The organism is Azospirillum thermophilum, assembly GCF_003130795.1.
Lineage (GTDB): Bacteria > Pseudomonadota > Alphaproteobacteria > Azospirillales > Azospirillaceae > Azospirillum > Azospirillum thermophilum.
In genome coordinates, this window is record NZ_CP029354.1 from 86313 (window position 1) to 102190 (window position 15878).

Annotated in this window: 13 protein-coding genes; 4 read left to right on the top strand and 9 right to left on the bottom strand. The window is 72.9% G+C overall.

The features are described from left to right. Positions 1–6: 6 nt before the first annotated feature. Genes DEW08_RS18660 through DEW08_RS18675 form a run of 4 tightly spaced genes read right to left on the bottom strand, consistent with a single transcriptional unit; the run spans position 7 to position 5787 of the window. Positions 7–1194 (bottom strand): glycosyltransferase, encoded by a 1188-nt coding sequence (locus tag DEW08_RS18660; protein WP_109330119.1) that lies wholly within the window; start codon positions 1192–1194, stop codon positions 7–9. Further along, positions 1191–2489 (bottom strand): TIGR04295 family B12-binding domain-containing radical SAM protein, encoded by a 1299-nt coding sequence (locus tag DEW08_RS18665; RefSeq protein WP_109330122.1) that lies wholly within the window; start codon positions 2487–2489, stop codon positions 1191–1193. Before DEW08_RS18665 ends, DEW08_RS18660 begins: the two co-directional genes overlap by 4 nt. Next, complete coding sequence (locus DEW08_RS18670) at positions 2486–4672, bottom strand: NAD-dependent epimerase/dehydratase family protein (protein WP_245986741.1); 2187 nt, start codon at positions 4670–4672, stop codon at positions 2486–2488. The genes DEW08_RS18665 and DEW08_RS18670 overlap by 4 nt, the downstream gene beginning before the upstream one ends. After that, on the bottom strand, positions 4669–5787 hold the full coding sequence (locus tag DEW08_RS18675) for an NAD-dependent epimerase/dehydratase family protein (RefSeq protein WP_109330124.1): 1119 nt from the start codon (positions 5785–5787) through the stop codon (positions 4669–4671). Before DEW08_RS18675 ends, DEW08_RS18670 begins: the two co-directional genes overlap by 4 nt. A 640-nt stretch (positions 5788–6427) precedes the next feature. On the opposite strand from DEW08_RS18675, the gene DEW08_RS18680 reads away from it, so the two are divergent. Both DEW08_RS18680 and DEW08_RS18685 read left to right on the top strand, forming a co-directional pair. Further along, positions 6428–7057 (top strand): calcium-binding protein, encoded by a 630-nt coding sequence (locus DEW08_RS18680; protein WP_109330126.1) that lies wholly within the window; start codon positions 6428–6430, stop codon positions 7055–7057. A 266-nt stretch (positions 7058–7323) separates the two neighbouring features. After that, positions 7324–7818 (top strand): hypothetical protein, encoded by a 495-nt coding sequence (locus DEW08_RS18685; RefSeq protein WP_109330129.1) that lies wholly within the window; start codon positions 7324–7326, stop codon positions 7816–7818. Between the two features lie 36 nt (positions 7819–7854). On the opposite strand, the gene DEW08_RS18690 is transcribed toward DEW08_RS18685, so the two are convergent. Next, entirely contained in the window at positions 7855–8898 is a 1044-nt protein-coding gene (locus DEW08_RS18690) for a histone deacetylase family protein (protein WP_109330131.1), read from the bottom strand. Positions 8899–9138: 240 nt separating this feature from the next. On the opposite strand from DEW08_RS18690, the gene DEW08_RS18695 reads away from it, so the two are divergent. Both DEW08_RS18695 and denD read left to right on the top strand, forming a co-directional pair. After that, positions 9139–10125, top strand: coding sequence for a LysR family transcriptional regulator (locus tag DEW08_RS18695; protein WP_245986746.1), 987 nt, complete (start codon positions 9139–9141; stop codon positions 10123–10125). A gap of 49 nt (positions 10126–10174) precedes the next feature. Beyond that, positions 10175–11155 carry a D-erythronate dehydrogenase gene (gene denD, locus DEW08_RS18700; RefSeq protein ID WP_109330133.1) on the top strand — a complete coding sequence of 327 codons (981 nt, stop codon included), beginning with the start codon at positions 10175–10177 and terminating at the stop codon, positions 11153–11155. Here the strand turns inward: denD and DEW08_RS18705 are convergent. The 4 genes from DEW08_RS18705 to DEW08_RS18720 all read right to left on the bottom strand — a co-directional run bounded on the left by DEW08_RS18705 (position 11152) and on the right by DEW08_RS18720 (position 15640). Next, positions 11152–11499: a hypothetical protein gene (locus DEW08_RS18705; RefSeq protein ID WP_146214726.1), complete on the bottom strand. Its 348-nt coding sequence runs from the start codon at positions 11497–11499 to the stop codon at positions 11152–11154. The genes denD and DEW08_RS18705 overlap by 4 nt on opposite strands. A 130-nt stretch (positions 11500–11629) precedes the next feature. Further along, positions 11630–11989 carry a hypothetical protein gene (locus tag DEW08_RS18710; protein ID WP_146214727.1) on the bottom strand — a complete coding sequence of 120 codons (360 nt, stop codon included), beginning with the start codon at positions 11987–11989 and terminating at the stop codon, positions 11630–11632. 122 nt (positions 11990–12111) lie between these two features. Next, positions 12112–15330, bottom strand: coding sequence for a type 2 lanthipeptide synthetase LanM family protein (locus tag DEW08_RS18715; RefSeq protein WP_109330139.1), 3219 nt, complete (start codon positions 15328–15330; stop codon positions 12112–12114). Between the two features lie 127 nt (positions 15331–15457). Further along, the gene (locus tag DEW08_RS18720; protein WP_109330141.1) at positions 15458–15640 is read right to left on the bottom strand and encodes a CstA-like transporter-associated (seleno)protein; all 183 of its coding nucleotides are present in this window, start codon (positions 15638–15640) and stop codon (positions 15458–15460) included. Positions 15641–15878 lie beyond the last annotated feature (238 nt).

Consider the following 15878-nt stretch of genomic DNA (forward strand, 5'->3'; position numbering starts at 1 on the left):
CGGAAATCACCCTGCCAGGGCATGGGAAAGGGAAGGGCGGTCCTGCCGCCGGCCGGCGCACAGCCGTCCATAGAGCGTGGCGGTCTCGCGGGCCATCCGGGCGGCGCCATAGGTCAGCGCGCGCCGCCGCGCCGCCCGGCCGAGGGCTGTCCGCCGCCCGCCGTCGCCGCACAGGGCGGCCAGCGCCTCGGCCAGGGCGGCCCGGTCGTCCGGCGGGACGAAGAGGGCGGCGTCGCCCCAGACCTCGCGCAGGCTGGGGATGTCGCCGAGGACGAGCGCGCAGCCGCTCAGGCCCGCTTCCAGGGCGGCGAGGCCGAAGGGCTCGTAGCGGGCGGGGCTGCAGAAGATGGCGGCCCGGCCGTACCAGCCGGCGAGATCGGACGGGGGCAGCGGGCCGAGCGCCCGCACCCTGTGCGGCGGACGGTCGCCACCGTTGTTGCCGCCGCTGCCGCGGTTGCCGTCATCGGTGCCGGGCCGCCGCCAGTCGCCGGCCAGCGCCACCGGCCAGGGCAGCGCCGGAGCGACGGCGGCGAGTGCCGCGGCGTTCTTCGCCTCGTCCCACAGCCGCCCGACGCCGAGGATCAGCGGCTCCTTCGTCGCCGGCCGCCATCCCCGCGGGTCGCGCCCGTTGGAAATTACCAGCGCCTCGCGCAGCCGGCCGTAATGGGTCTCCAGCGCCCGCAGCATGGCGGCGGTCGGTGCGGCGACGGCGTCCGCGGCGGCCAGCCCGGCCCGCACCCGCGCCTCGTAGCCGGCCCAATCCTTACGCGGTGGGGGAGCCTTGTGCACCGCCTGCCACCAGGACAGCACGCAGGAATGGCCGACGACCAGCACCGGCGCCGGCCAGGGCAGGGCGGCATGGGCGTAGCCGTTGAGATGGACGAGACCGGCGCCGCTCTCCGCGGCGAGCTGCAGCAGCCAGGACCCCGCCGCCTCCAGGTCGGCCTCCGGTTCCGCCATCCATTCCAGCCTGAAGGGCCCCTCGCGGAGGTCGAGGCCGGGGACGGCCAGCGCCCGCGCCCGCCTGGCCCCGTCCATGCCGCCGCCCATCACCGCCAAAGTGACCGACACCCCGAGCGGGGCGAGGCCGCCTGCCAGCTCCAGCGCATAGTCCCACACCCCGCCGACCGCGTCGGCGGTCATCAGGACGCGGCGGGGGAGGGACGGCGGCGGCGGGAGGACCGGGCCGGTCATGCCACCGCCCGGCGGGGCGGCCGTTCCAGCGCCTGCAGCGGCAGGGGGCGTTCCTCCTGGATGTCGCTGAAGCTGGTGTGGTTGGCCAGATAGTCGTCCACCGCCCGCTCCCAGGCGAGGTCGTCGGGCAGGCCCCAGGCCTTGCGGTAGTCGGGCGAGCCGGGATAGCGGAACAGCGGCACCGGGTCGTTGGCCCAGACGCCGTGGCTGCGCAGCTCGTCGCGCCAGGCCCGCACCATCTCCGGCGTGTCGGTGCCCGACGCGATCAGGTTGGCCTGGACGAAGGCGACATGCTGCTTCGCCAGGATCAGCCGCCGGGTCAGCGTGTCGGTGTCCATGCGGCAGTTCTTGTCGAGCGCGTTGCGCCCTTCCGGCGTCAGGGACTCCACCCCGGCCTCGATCGACACGCAGCCGGCCCGGCCGAGCAGCTCGATCATCGGCGGCTTCCACAGGTCGATGCGGGTCTGGATGCCGAAGCGCACCGGCCGGTCGACGAGGGCGGCCAGCAGCTCCTCGTTCGGCAGGAAGATCTCGTCGATGAAGTAGAGATACTCGACGCCCTGGGCGATCAGCCGGTCGATCTCCTCCATCATCACCGGCACCGGCCGGCGGCGGTAGCGGTCGCGGAAGGTCTCCTTGGCGCAGAAGGAGCAGCGGTAGGGGCAGCCGCGCGAGGCCTCGACCTCGGCCCCCGGACCTTTTGGCGGAACGTCGAAGCGGTGGTGGTGGTGGTGGTGCCGGCGCACCCAGGCGTCGGGCCAGGAGAGGGCCGGCAGGCTGGCGAAATCCACCTCGGCCAGCCCGCCCTGGAGATGCACGGTGCCGTCGCGGTCGCGGCGGACGAGCGACTGGACGGCGGTCCAGTCGTCGGTGGTCAGGCGGGCCAGCACCTCCTCGCACTCGCCCATCACCGCGGCGTCCACGTCCAGCTTGGCGAGGGCGGCGCGCGGCGTGGTGGAGGCGTGCGGGCCGACCGCGACCATGCGGGCGCCGAGCGGCCGCAGCAGCGCCACCGTCTCCTGCGGGACGCGCAGTTCCGGCGGGGCGCAGCGCCAGAACAGGTAGCTGGGGGCGGTGGTGACCACGATCAGGTCGGGCCGGACGGCGGCCACCCGCTCGCGCAGCTCCTGCGGCGTGAGGGAGAGGAGCTGGGCGTCGATGATCTCCGCCTCGCTCCCCGCCCGCTCGATCAGCGCCTTGGCGTAACCGAACTCCAGCGGCAGATGGGGCTCGCGGCAGCCGAAATAGATGCTGCCGTCGAAGCTCCAGGGCGGATTGACCAGGGCGACCCTCATAGCGCCACCCGTCCCTTCGCCCGCTGCGGCAGCCCGGTGGCGACCACCAGCGCCGGGGCGGCCACCACCGGCCCCGGCACCAGCCCGGCCTCCACCAGCCCGGCCTCTACCAGCCAGGCGGCGAGGCGCTGCACGCCCTCGGCGATGCCGACGCGCGGGCGCCAGCCGATGGCGGCGGTCAGCGCGCGGGTGTCGGACACGTACCAGGGCTGGTCGCCCGGCCGCCAGGAGCCGAAATCGACGTCCACCGGCCTGCCGGTGATGCCCTCGATCCGCTCCAGCAGCTCCAGCAGGCTGGTGGCGTTGCCCGGCCCGCCGCCGATGTTGAAGACGCGGCCGCGCACGGCCTCCGGCTTCTCCAGGCAGCCGAGCATGGCGTCCACCAGATCCTCGACGAACAGGACGTCGCGCACCTGCTTGCCGTCGCCGTAGAGGGTGATCGGCTTGCCGCGCATCGCCTGGATCAGGAAATGGGCGACCCAGCCCTGGTCCTCCGTCCCGAACTGGTGCGGGCCGTAGATGCAGCTCATCCGCAGCACGGTCGCCGGCAGCCCGTAGATGCGGGCATAGTCCAGGGCATACTGGTCGGCGGTGCCCTTCGAGCAGCCGTAGGGGCTGTAGAGGTCGAGCGGCCGGCTCTCCGGCACGCCGCGGGTGCGCAGCGTGCGGTCGTCCGGCTCCCACCGGCGGTCGCCGGCGGTGACGCTGATGTCGGCGAGCTTGCCGTAGACCTTGTTGGTGGAGGTGAAGACGACCGGCGGCGGCTCCGCCCGGCCGCGCACCGCCTCCAGCAGGGCGACCATGCCGCCGGCGTTGATGGTGAAGTCGTCGACCGGGTCGACCAGGCTGGTCGTCACCGCGACCTGGGCGGCGAAATGGTAGATGCCGGCCGCCCGCCGCACCGCGTCGCGCAGGACATGACGGTCGCGCACGTCGCCCAGCACGGCCTCGACCATGCCCGGATGACGGGCCTTCAGCCAGGCGAGATTCTCCTCCACCCCGGCGCGGGACAGGTTGTCGTAGACCAGCACGCGGCGGCCGCTGCGGGCCAGCCGGTCGGCGAGGTTGGTGCCGACGAAGCCGGCGCCGCCGGTGACGACGACCGGCGCGTCGGAACGCTGGTCGGCCGGCAGGACCGGACGGAGCTGCAGGCGCTGGCGGACCGGGGAGGAGGGGCCGGCAGGCTGGGAGGCGGATGGCGTCACCGGCGTCAGGCGCCCGCCGTCCGGGCAGGCGTCGATCAGCGTCTGCAGCCGCCGCAATTCGGCGACGCCGCCCTTCTCCAGCAGGCGGTGGGCCAGCTTCGGCACGCCGCTGGCGCGGGTCAGGCCCATGTGGTAGTGGCGCTCGTCGAAGTGGAAGCCCTCCTGGGTCTCCAGCTCCTCGGCGACATCCTCGTAGGCGTACCAGTAGACCCGCTCGACCGGGGCGGCGAGCGCCTCCAGCAGCGTGCGGATCTGGCCGTACTCGTCGTGGCGCCAGGTGGAATAGCCGACCTCGCTGATCCACAGCCCGGCCGTGCTGCCGTGGCGGTCGAGGACGACGCGGTGCGCCTCGGCCATCGCGGTCCAGCCGGGCCAGTGGCTGTCCCAGGTGCCGGGGAAGCCGTGCAGCCCGACCGCGTCGATGTACTGCAGCACGCCGCGCCGGCCGAACAGGTCGAGCAGGCCGGGATCGGACGGGCAGCAGCCGGCGAGCAGGGTCTTCTTGCCGCGCTGCTTCATCCAGTAGGCGGCGCCGCCGACCATCGTGCAGAAGGTCAGCCATTGCGGGTCGAGCCGGCTGTCCCAGTCATTGTGGTTGTTGGGCTCGTTCCACAGCTCGATCCACTCGAAGCAGTAGCCGAGCCGGTCGACGAACATGTCGAGGAAGTCGGCATAGCTCCTGGGATCGGCGGGCGGGGCCGAGCTGCGCGGCTCCACCGCGATGGAGGGGGGCGTATAGACCACGCAGGGCACGACGGTGAAGTCGGCCGCCAGCCGCGGCAGCAGCCAGTCGTACCACTCCGCCCCGCCCGGCCGGAACCAGTCGGCCCAGGAGACGCCCGTGCGCAGGTGGCTGATGCCGAGCCGCTTCAGCCCGGCCGCCACCCGCTCCACCCGTTCGCGGTCGTTGATGTGGAACCACTCCAGCATGCCGAGCGCCGGCATGGGTCCCGCCGTGGCGTCGACCCGCCCCGTCATGCGCTCAGTCCCCGCTGGGCCAGCTCGCGGCGCATGTCGTCGACCCGGTCCACCGCCGTCTGGCCGGCGACCCAGCCCGCCAGCTCCTGCAGGCCGGCGTTGAAGTCCATGATCGGGGTGAAGCCCAGCAGCTCGCGCGCCTTGCCGATGTCGGCGAAGCAGTGGCGGATGTCGCCGGCGCGGAAGGTCCGCGGGATCTCCGGCTTCAGGTCCGGCCGGTTCATGGCGGTGGCGACCGCCTCGGCGACCTCCGCCACGGTGACGCAGCGGCCGCTGGCGACGTTGATGGTCTGGCCGGCCGCGCCCGGCGCGTCGAGCGCCATGCGGCAGGCGCGGGCCACGTCATGGACATGGACGAAGTCGCGGCGCTGCTGCCCGTCCTCGAACACCAGCGGCGGCTTGCCGTTGAGGATGCGCGAGGCGAAGATCGCCAGCACGCCGGTATAGGGGTTGGACAGGGCCTGACGGGTGCCGTAGGCGTTGAAGAAGCGCAGCGCCACTGTCGGGATGTCGTAGGTCTCGCCGACGATCAGGCACATGCGTTCCTGCACGTACTTGTTCAGGGCGTAGACCGAGGCGAGGTCGGGCGCCTTGGTCTCCGGCGTCGCCAGCGGCGTCAGGGTGCCGCCGGTGCCGGTGCCGGGCTCCCAATGGCCGGCCTTGAGCTGGTCGATGCTGCGGCGCCCGGCCTCCACGACATGGCCGTGGGCGTCCTGGTAGAGGCCCTCGCCATAGACGCTCATGCTGGAGGCGACGACCAGCCGCTCCACCGGCCGCTCGATCAGCGCCTGCATCAGCACCGCGGTGCCGAGGTCGTTGACCCCGACATAGTCGCCGATCTGGTACATGCTCTGGCCGACGCCGACCAGGGCGGCGAAATGATAGACCGCGTCCACCCCCTGCAAGGCCGCCCGCACCGCATCGGGGTCGCGCACGTCGCCGCGGATGAGTTCGATGTCCGGGTCGAGGTAGTCGGGCCGCTCGCCGCCCGGGCCGTGCACCTGTTCAGAGAGATTGTCGAGCACACGAACCTTGTGGCCCTTGCCAATCAGGTCGTCGGCCACATGTGATCCAAGGAATCCTGCGCCGCCCGTGATCAGGATTGTCCGAGCCATTCGTCGACCTCGCCTCTTCTACTTCATCATCTTCCCCCTTCAACGCAGTGGTTACGCCCAGGTTACGCTGCCCGATGGAGGTAAATCGGATTCCGGGCCGCGACTCATAGGTTGCCTGTGCCTCCGGCCCAGAACCGGCCGTCGGGGACACCCCGTTGCGCCAGTGATCGGCTGCGCCGTCCGGGTGAAACGGCGGTGCGGGCGGTCTTTGCGGCGAGCACGGAGTGAAACAGACCTTCGCGGACCGGGCCGTTACCTGACCGTCGCGCGGCAGGACCGGAGTGGCCAGTACATGACCGGGGGATTCACTGGAGGCCGTGTCGGAAGTGTCGGGGCAGGGCGGAAACTCCTGCGGCCGGCCCCGGCGGACCGGCGGCGGCGACCGCGGGCACTTGGGCCATAAAACCATTACTTACCGAACTAAGTGATTTTTCTTTTGCTTCTAAGTATTCGATATTCATACGGTTGTACGATGCAGGGAAAATATACATCTTTCTGTTGTAACGGCGCTTGACAGTATTTGCAGTGTGGCTATAGCTTTGCACCGAAGGCGGTGAGAATGGAAGTTTCCGGCGGGGTCATCCCGTTCGGCAAATAAATCGCCTGTTCTTAAAAATAACGCTGATGGGAGAATCCCGACATGACTGTTCGGAACGGTACTTCTGCGTCCGAAGTGATCGACCTGCGCGGGCTGGTTCCGGGACCGGGCGAGAACGCCAACGGTTCGGCGGCCGGCGCCGGCAACGATACGGTGTATGGCAGCAGCTACAACGACCTGATCCAGGGCGAGGCGGGCAACGACCTGCTCTACGGCTTCGACGGCAACGACATTCTGGTCGGCGGCAACGACAGCGACACGCTCTACGGCGGTGCCGGCGGCGATTCGCTTCTCGCCGGATCGGGCAACGACCATCTGCTGGGCGAGGCGGGCAACGACACGCTCTATGGCGGCGCCGGCAACGACGTCTACTATCACTCGGCCAACGGCGGCGTCGACCTGATCAACGACGACAAGTCGGAGGCCGGCAACCCCGGCTATGGCGGCGGCAGCGCCGACATCGTCTATTTCACCAACGTCGCCATGGCCGACCTCGCCTTCTACCGCCCGCCGTCGAGCAACGACCTCTGGATCTCCAGCACCGCGGATTTCGCCGACGGCTACCTGAACGACGGGGTGATCATCCAGGATTTCTACCTCGGCGGAAACAACGTCATCGAATCGCTCTACAGCTCCGACAACTACGTCTTCAACCTGTCGTCGCTGCTGTAAGGCACCGCTCCGCCGTCCCGCAGCAGGGAAGCCGCCGCGCCCGTCGCGGCGGCTTCTGCCGTTTTCCGGGCGGGCCGTTTTCCGGGCGGGAGGCGGGGATTCCTTCGGTTCCATCGGCATTTCCCGCCGCCTTCCCGGCAAATTCAACCGCCCCGCCGGGGCGTCCCTGCCGGGTCCGGCCGCCCGTGTCCTGCGGTTGCAACGGCCGGCCTCCTGGCATGGCCGTTGCAACCTGTCCGCTATCAATCAAGCAGGAGGATCTTCCGATGGTCGCGATCGCCGCTTCCTCTTCCGCCTATCCCATGGCGACGGGCTACAGGCTGGCCGGTGGAGCCCTGGCGCAGCCGGCTACGGCGGCGGTCAGGGCCGATGCCGCGATGATGGCGCAGGTCCGCGTCAACGACGCCTCCTTCCAGCAGGAGCTGAAGGTGGCGAGCGACCCGAACGCGGTCGACCCGGCGATCACCGCGCGGGGGCGGGCGGTCCAGGCGCACACCGTCTTCCGCCAGGGCGGGCAGGTTGTCGCCGCGGTCTGGCGCGACGGGCAGACGACGCTGAGCAACGGGCTGGCCGGGCGGATGGACTGGCCGGCGCTGGAGCGGCGGACCGCCGGCATGACCGACGCGCAGCGCCGTACCGTCATCGCCGACGAGATCGCACGCCAGCTCGGCTCCGCGGTGCAGGTCCAGCGCTTCGGGGAGACCGGCCAGGCCCCGAGCCGCGGCGCCATCGACGAGGAGCAGGCGCGCGGGCGCCGCTAGGACCGCCCCCGCCGCCCGGCGGGCCGCTGACGCGGGTCACGCGGCGCCGTATCCCGACAGGAAGCTGTCGAGGTTGGCGGACAGGGCGTCGATGGCGTAGCCGCCCTCCTGCACCAGCACGGTCGGCAGGCCGGCGCCGGCGATCATCGCCGCCATGCGGGCGAAGCCCGGCGTGGTGACGCCGAAGGCGGCGAGCGGATCGTCGATGAAGGTGTCGAAGCCGAGCGAGACGAACAGCATGTCCGGCGCGAAGCGGCGGACCGCCTCCAGCCCCTCGCCGATGGCGGCCAGCACCGTCTCCTCGTCGCTGCCGATGGGGCGCGGCAGGTTCAGGGTATAGCCCTCGCCGCGGCCGGTGCCGCGCTCCTGCGCGAAGCCGGCCATGTGGGGATAGAAGTCGGCCGGGTCGGCATGGACCGAGACGAAGAACACGTCGTCGCGGTCGTAGAAGATGTCCTGGGTCCCGTTGCCGTGATGCAGGTCGACGTCGAGGATGGCGACGCGGGCCGGGCGCCCCTGGCCGCGCAGGACCGGCAGCACCGATTCGGCGGCGATGGCGACGTTGTTGAGGTAGCAGAAGCCGCCGGCCATGTCGCGGGTGGCATGGTGCCCCGGCGGCCGGCACAGCGCATAGGCCGCGCGGTCGGCGCCGGTGGCGACGAGGCGGGCGGCATGGATCGCGACGTCGGCCGCCGCCTTGACGGAGGTCCAGGTGTTGGCGTCCATCGGGCAGGCGGTGTCGAACATGTGCCAGCCGACCTGCCCGACGATGCCGGTCGGGTAGGAGGGGGCGCGCTGCATCCGGTGGACGTTGGGCAGCACCACCCCGCCCATGTCGCCCGCCGCGATCCAGCGGGCGTGCGCGGTCTCCAGGAAGGCGAGATAGGCCGGGGTGTGGACGGCGGCGAGCGGGCCGTAGCCGTGGTCGTCGGGGCGGATCAGGCCGTGGCCGCGCCGCTCGATGACGGCGGCGAGCGCGTCGACGCGCTCCGGCTTCTCCGGCAGGCTGCGCAGCAGCCCCTTGTTGAAGTAGGTCGCGGGACGGTGCATCGCCGCGTCGGGATGATGGACGAACTTCATGAACGCGCTCCTCGGACCGGCGCAGGACGGGCATTACCCGGATTGATACCATGGCTGGACAGGATGCCGCCCGCGCTCCGGCATCCGACCATCCGGCTGACGCTCCGTTGCGGGAGAAGTCCTGAACTAGGCGACAGGATCCGCCGCCGGGGCAAATAAGGAATATTCATTCCACCCATCAGTCCGGTTTATGGTGGCTCCGGCCCGGCGGCGGGGCGGGGGGAGCGGCAGGAGGATGCGGTGAGCGTCGGCGAAGCGGAGCGGCGGGGGACCGGCCAGCCGGACGGCCGCCTGGGCGCGCATCTCGACTGGAACCTGCTGCGCACCTTCATGGTGATCGTGCAGGAGCGCAGCATCACGCGGGCGGCGGTGCGGCTGTTCCTGACGCAGCCGGCGGTCAGCCTGGCGCTCAAGCGGCTGGAGGAGCAGCTCGGCCGCCGGCTCGTCGACCGGGCGCCGGGGCGCTTCCAGCTCACCGCGGCGGGCGAGCAGGTCTATGGCGAGGCGGTCGCCATCCACGCCACCGTCACCCGCCTCGGCACCCTGGTGCAGGACGCGACGGAGGAGATCAGCGGCCACGTCCACATCCTGGCGACCAGCCGCATCCAGACCCCGCTGCTCGACCGCTGCCTGCGCGACTATCACCGGCTGCACCCGCAGGTGACCTTCCGCATCGACGTGATGGCCTCGGCCGACGCGCACATCGCCCTGCAGCAGCGGGTGGCGGCCTTCGCCATCTGCCTGCTGCGCGAGCCGATCCCCGGCCTTGCCAGCGACGTCCTGATCCACCAGACCTACCGGCTCTACTGCGGGCCGGATTCGCCCTTCTTCGGCAGGCGGGCCATCGACATCGCCGAGCTGCGGCGCGAGGACTTCGTCTCCTTCACCTCCGACCAGATCGACGGGGCGCTGTCGCCGCTGACGCTGTTCCGCGCCAGGGAGGGCTTCGCCGGCCGCATCGTCGGATCCTCCGCCAACCTGGAGGAGGTGCGGCGGATGATCGTCTGCGGCCTCGGCATCGGGCCGCTGCCGGAGCATATCGCCGCCCGCGACGTCGCCGACGGCCTGCTGTGGGAGCTTCCCCCTTACGAGGGGGTGGCGCCGGTGGACGTGCACATCATCTGGAATCCGCAGGCCAGGCTGAACCGGGCGGAGCGCAGCTTCCTCGACTTCCTGCTGCGCCACGTCCGCGAACGCCCGCCGGAGGAGCGCCTGCCGGCGGACTGACCGGCGTGACACCATCACGGGCACGACAAGACCAAGGGGGAGGAACGGGATGAAGGTGCTGATCACCGGCGGGGCCGGCTTTCTCGGCCGGCGGCTCGCCATGCAGCTTCTGGCGCGCGGAACGCTGAGCGGTCCGGACGGCACGCCGCAGCCGATCGACCGGCTGACCCTGCTGGACATCGTGCCGGCCGAGGGGATCACGGATCCGCGGGTGGCGTGCGTCACCGGCGACATCGCCGACCCGGCGGTGACCCGCGGCCTGATCGATGCCGGAACCGGATCGGTCTTCCACCTCGCCGCCGTGGTCAGCGGCCAGGCGGAGGCCGATTTCGAGCTCGGCTACCGCATCAACCTCGACGGATCGCGCGCGGTGCTGGAGGCCTGCCGCGCCGCCGGCTCGCGGCCGCGGGTGGTCTTCACCAGCTCGGTCGCCGTCCATGGCGGGGACATGCCGGCCGTCGTGCAGGACGACACGGCGCTGAACCCGCAGAGCTCCTACGGGGTGCAGAAGGCGATCGGCGAGCTGTTGCTGTCGGACTACACCCGCAAGGGCTTCGTCGACGGCCGCATCCTGCGGCTGCCGACGGTGAGCGTGCGGCCGGGCCGGCCGAACAAGGCCGCCTCCTCCTTCGCCAGCGGCATCATCCGCGAGCCGCTGAACGGGGAGGAGGCGGTCTGCCCCGTCCCGCCGGACACCAGCCTGTGGCTGCTCTCCCCGCGCAAGGCGGTGGAGTGCCTGATCCGGGGGCATGAGCTGCCCTCCGACGCGCTGGGGCGGCAGCGCGCGATCAACCTGCCGGGCCTGTCCGTCCGGGTGGACGAGATGGTGGCGGCGCTGCGCCGCGTCGCCGGCGAGGAGGTGGCGTCGCGCATCCGCTGGGAACCGGACGCCGCCATCACCCGCATCGTCGCAAGCTGGCCCGGCGCCTGGAACCCCGCCCGTGCCGAGGCGCTCGGCCTGTCGGGCGACAGCGGGTTCGAGGCGGTGATCCGGGCCTACATGGAGGACGAGCTTGGGCGCCCGGCCTAGCCGAGCGCCGAGCCGCACTTGCCCGGCTTGTTGTTCGCCTGGATGGAGACGACCAGGCAGCCGATGCCGAGCGTGAAGATCGACATGAAGACGCTGTCGACCACGCCGCCGGCGCTGATCCGGTCGAGGTCGTCGTCGGACAGGGCGCTGCCGGAGGCCGCCACCTGCTCCTGGTAGAAGGCGGCGAGGGCGGCCGGGTCGATGGCGATGCCGCCGTCGCGGGCGGCGCCGGCCAGCAGCGCGGCGGCGGCCTGCGGGGTGGCGGCCCCCTTCAGCGCCTCGATCACCTCCGGCTTCTCGGAGAGCAGGCGGGTCAGGTCGTCGATGGGCAGGGAGGCGGTCATGGTGCTGTCTTTCTTTTCGTTGATAGCGGTGAACGGCATGGCGGGAGAATAGCCCCTCCCGCCATCGGGCACTTGGCTGCCGGTCCCGGAGTTTTGACAGGGCGTCCCAAAGTGGGGACGGGCGGCCGGCTCAGAGCTTTCCGTCCTTGAGCGCCTCGCCGCAGTCGTTGCGCGCGGCCTGCGCCTTCAGCGACACGACGGCGCAGCCGATGCCGAAGGTGACGATCGACACCAGGACGGCCGTGCCGACGCCGCCGGCGCTGATCCGGTCGAGGTCGTCGTCGGACAACGTGCCGCCCGGCCCCGCGGCCTGCTGCCGGTAGAAGGCGGCCAGGGCGGCCGGGTCGACGGCGATGCCGTTGCCGCGGGCGGCATCCGCCAGCAGTTCGGCGGCGGCCTGCGGCGTGGCGGCGCCGTTCAGCGCCGCGGCCAGTTCGGGCTTTCCGGAGAGCAGGCGGGTCAGGTCGTCGATGGGCAGGGAGGCGGCCATGATGCTGTCCTTCGTAACGATGGCGCCGGTGACCGGCATGGCGGGAGAGTAGCCAATGCCGCGATGCCGCACTTGGCACCGGGTCCCAGTCTTTCGACCGGGCGTCCCAAACCGCGCAGACCTCAGAAGGCGGGCGAGGGGGCGGGCAGCAGCACGTCGGGGATCAGCGTCGGATCGAGGGTGCGGGCGATGCCGTAGCCGAAGCCGGCCAGCCCCTTGAACAGATGCGGGTCGCCGCCCAGCAGGGCGCCCTCGTCGTGCCACAGCCGGCAGCAGCCCGCCGCGCAGGCATGGGCGAGGCGGGCGTGCAGCCCGGCTTCGGCCTCGGCCAGCAGCTCCGCCCGGCCGAGCGCGTGGCCGGCGCCGTGCAGGATGGCGAGGCGGCCGCCGTTGCCGCAGCAGAGATCGTCGGTGGTCTGCAGCGCGTAGCGCCGCGTGGTGGCGAGCGCCGTCTCCAGATCCGCCGCCGTGCCGGGGGCCTCCTCCTCGCCGCCCAGCGCCTGCAGGATGCCGAGCCGGGACAGCGCGATGCCCGGCGCGCCATGGCACCAGGAGGCGACGAGGCGCGGCGCGCCGCCCGGCGCCGCGGCGCCGTCGCGCAGGTCGGGCCAGTTGCCGTGCTCCGGCAGGAAGCAGCGCCGCTCATAGGCCAGCGCCCCGGCCATGGCGTCGCGCCACAGCCGGTCGCCGGTGGCGCGGTAGAGATGGGCGAAGGCCAGGGCGAAGCCCGCCGCGCCGTGCGACAGGCCGGTCAGGCCCGGCGCCCCGGACATCGGCCAGCGCAGGGCGTCGCCGTCGCGCACCGCCGCCCTCAGCGCGGCATGGCCCGCCGCCGCCGCCGCGGCGAGCAGCCGGGAGCCCGGCTTGCGGGCGTGCAGGGTCAGCAGGGCGAGCGCCAGCCCGGCCTCGCCGCCGATCAGGTCGTGGGGATGGCCGGCGCCGATGGCCGCCGCGGAAAGATCCGCGATCCGTCCGGCCGCGGCGGTCAGGTGCGGCGCGTCGAGCAGGTCGCCGCACCAGCCGAGCACCGCGATCAGCCCGCCGATTCCCCCGCCGTAGCCGGGACCGAGCCCGCGCGCCAGATCCTCCGCCCCGGCTCCGTCGAAGGGGGCGGCCAGCGGCTCCAGCGTGCGGCGGGAGAGATCCCGCAGGGCCGGGTCGTCGAGCAGCCGGCCGGCCGCCGCCAGGAACAGCGCGATCCCCGCCGCACCGCCATAGAGGCCGGGGCCGGACGGCTGCGCGACCACCAGCCCCGAGGTGGCGTCCGAGGTCAGCCCGAGCCAGCGCAGCCCGCCGTTGGGAAATTCCAACGCGCGGCCGGCGATGGTGTCGGCCACGGCGCGCAGCACGTCCCGCCGGATGTCGGGCCCGGCCGGGCGGGTGGCGCGGGGGAGGGCGAGCGGCGGCAGTCCGCCCAGCGCCTGCCGGATCAGCGCGGAGTCGAGCGCCAGGGCCTGCCCGTCATAGCTCCGCAGCCGGCGCGCGGTGCCGGCCAGCGGCGGTTCCCGCCACAGCGCGTGCAGCGGGCGGCCTTCCGCGTCGTGGACGCGCAGGTCGCCGGGCCGCACCGAGAAGCGCGGCACGTCGAGCCTGCGCAGCGCCGCCCGTTCCACCGGGACCAGCGCGCGCAGCGCGGGCGGCAGCCGCGCGCCCTGGCCGTGCAGGGCCTCCAGCAGCAGGTCGAACCCGATCCCGTCGGCCATGGCGTCGGGGCTGCCGGCCTTGGTCAGCAGCAGGCCGTAGCTCGGCGTCGGCCGCATCATGTAGCGGCCGAGCGCGCCGCCGAGCCGGGCCAGCGGCGAGTCCGGCGCCGACAGCAGCCAGTCCGCCCGCTCCATCAGCAGCCGGCGCGTGTCGGTGAAGCCGGCGACGATGGCCTCGACATGGTCGGCCGGGCCGCGCGGCACCCCGTCCAGCACCGGGACATGGCCGGCCGGGAAGGGGGCGGTCAGCTCGACCGCGGTCATCCAGTCGGTCCCGGCATTGGCGAAGCCGGGCTCGCCGATGCCCAGGGGTCCGGCGGGCGGCCCGAAGGCGGCGAAGTTGACGGGGCGGCCATCGCCGCTGAAGCCGTAGAGCGGCAGGAAGCCGCTGGTCGGCAGGCCCGGCAGGCGTGGCGCGTCGATCTCGGGCTGGCCGGCGATGGTCGAGGGATGCGGGTGGAGCAGGCATTCCACGTCGATCAGCACCGGGCAGGCTCCGGCGGCGACCAGATTCTCGTGGTGCAGGTCGTTGCCGTCGAGCGCCGTATAGAGCGCCATCAGGCTGCCGGCCCGCCACCAGTAGGCCTCCAGCTCCGCGGCGTCGCGGCAGGGGGCGGGCTCCACCCACTCCATCCAGCCGTAGCCGTCGCGCTCCAGCACCGCCGGCACCCGGTGGGCGTGGCGGAGCCCCTGGCCGTTCACCCAGCGCAGCAGGTCGGAGAAGGCCGCCTCCATCGACAGGTCGCGCGGCTTGTAGGCGACGGAGCGGCCGTCGGCGAGGCGCAGCCGGGCGACCGTCCGGCCGCCGGCATGGGGGTCCGACAGCCCGGCCTCGACCGCCACGGGCGGCGCGCCGGCGGCGACCGCCTCGGCGTCGGCGGCCAGCCGCTCCAGCAGTTCGGCCGCCGCCCCGGCGCCCTGCCCGACCAGCAGGCAGAGGCTGCGCGCCAGGACGGGATACCGCATGAACAGCCCGGCATAGCCGTCCGCCAGCGTGCCGGCGACGAAGGTGCGGTAGGCGGCGTCGGGCGCCTTTTCGCCGGCCGGGCTCCGGCCGAGCAGGACGGCGAGCAGGTCGGGCGGGTGGCCGTGGCGGAAGGCGGCGTGGAGCGTCGGGGCGGCGACCTGCGACAGGCGGCGGAGGATGGCGCGCTCCAGCCCGTCCAGCAGGGCGTCGCCGGTCCAGGCCGCGGGAACGCCGCGCTCGGCGAGCCGCCGGCACAGCAGGGCGCGGGCGAGGCGGGCGGCCGGGGCCAGCAGGTCGGCGAAGGGAAGGGTGCGCGGATCGGCCGGGGGTGGGCCCTGCGTGCCGGCGCCGCGCGCCGCCTCCATCAGCGCGGCCAGCGTGTCCGCCCAGTCCGGCACCCCGGGGCTGCGGAGCGGGCGCACCGCGGCCGGCCACAGCCCCTCCGCCCGCAGATGGCGCCGCATCGCCTGCCGGTCGCCGCCCGCGGCATAGCGGAGCCAGCGGGCATAGCGGCCGGCGGCGGCGGGATCGCGCAGCCGCTCGCCCGCGGCGGCGGCGCGCAGCCCCTCCGCCCGCCGGAACAGGTCGTCGGCATCGAAGACGGTGCGGTCGTCGCCGGAGGGAACGCCGGCGGTCGGATCGGGCGGGGCGGTGGGCACGGCGGTGGGCACGGCGGTCCTGTCGGCCGGGAGGCGGGGCGGCGGAGGATAGCGGAGCGCCGCCGCCCCGCGCTATCCGAGCCGTCCCAATTCCTTGACCTTTCGTCCCAGACCGGCCGTGCCGGGCCGGGGGAGCGGCTCAGCCGCCGCAGCAGCGCCGGCCCAGCGTCATCAGGATCTGCTTCTTCCTGAAGGCCTGGGGATCGAGCGGCGGCTCCTCCGGGGCGAGGCGGGCATGCTCCCGCAGGTAGCGCTCGTAGGAATCGTCTTTCAGCAGGCGGCACAGGCCGGTCCAGGCGGCGCGGAGATCGAAGGAGGACATCGGACTGCCTCGGGAAACGGGAAGCGGAAGAACGGTCACCCGATCCTAGCCCCGGCGGGCCGGGCGTCCGTCGCCGTTCGGGCGAGCGGCGGCAGGGGGAGGGCGAGCGGCGGCGGGAGCGGGGCGAGCGGCAGGGGACGAGCGGCAGGGGACGAGCGGCGGGGTGGTCTTTCCGGGCCGCAACCTTTTATAGTGGGGGGTGGCAGCCCGGCGGAACGGCCCGTCCCGTCGGCGTTCC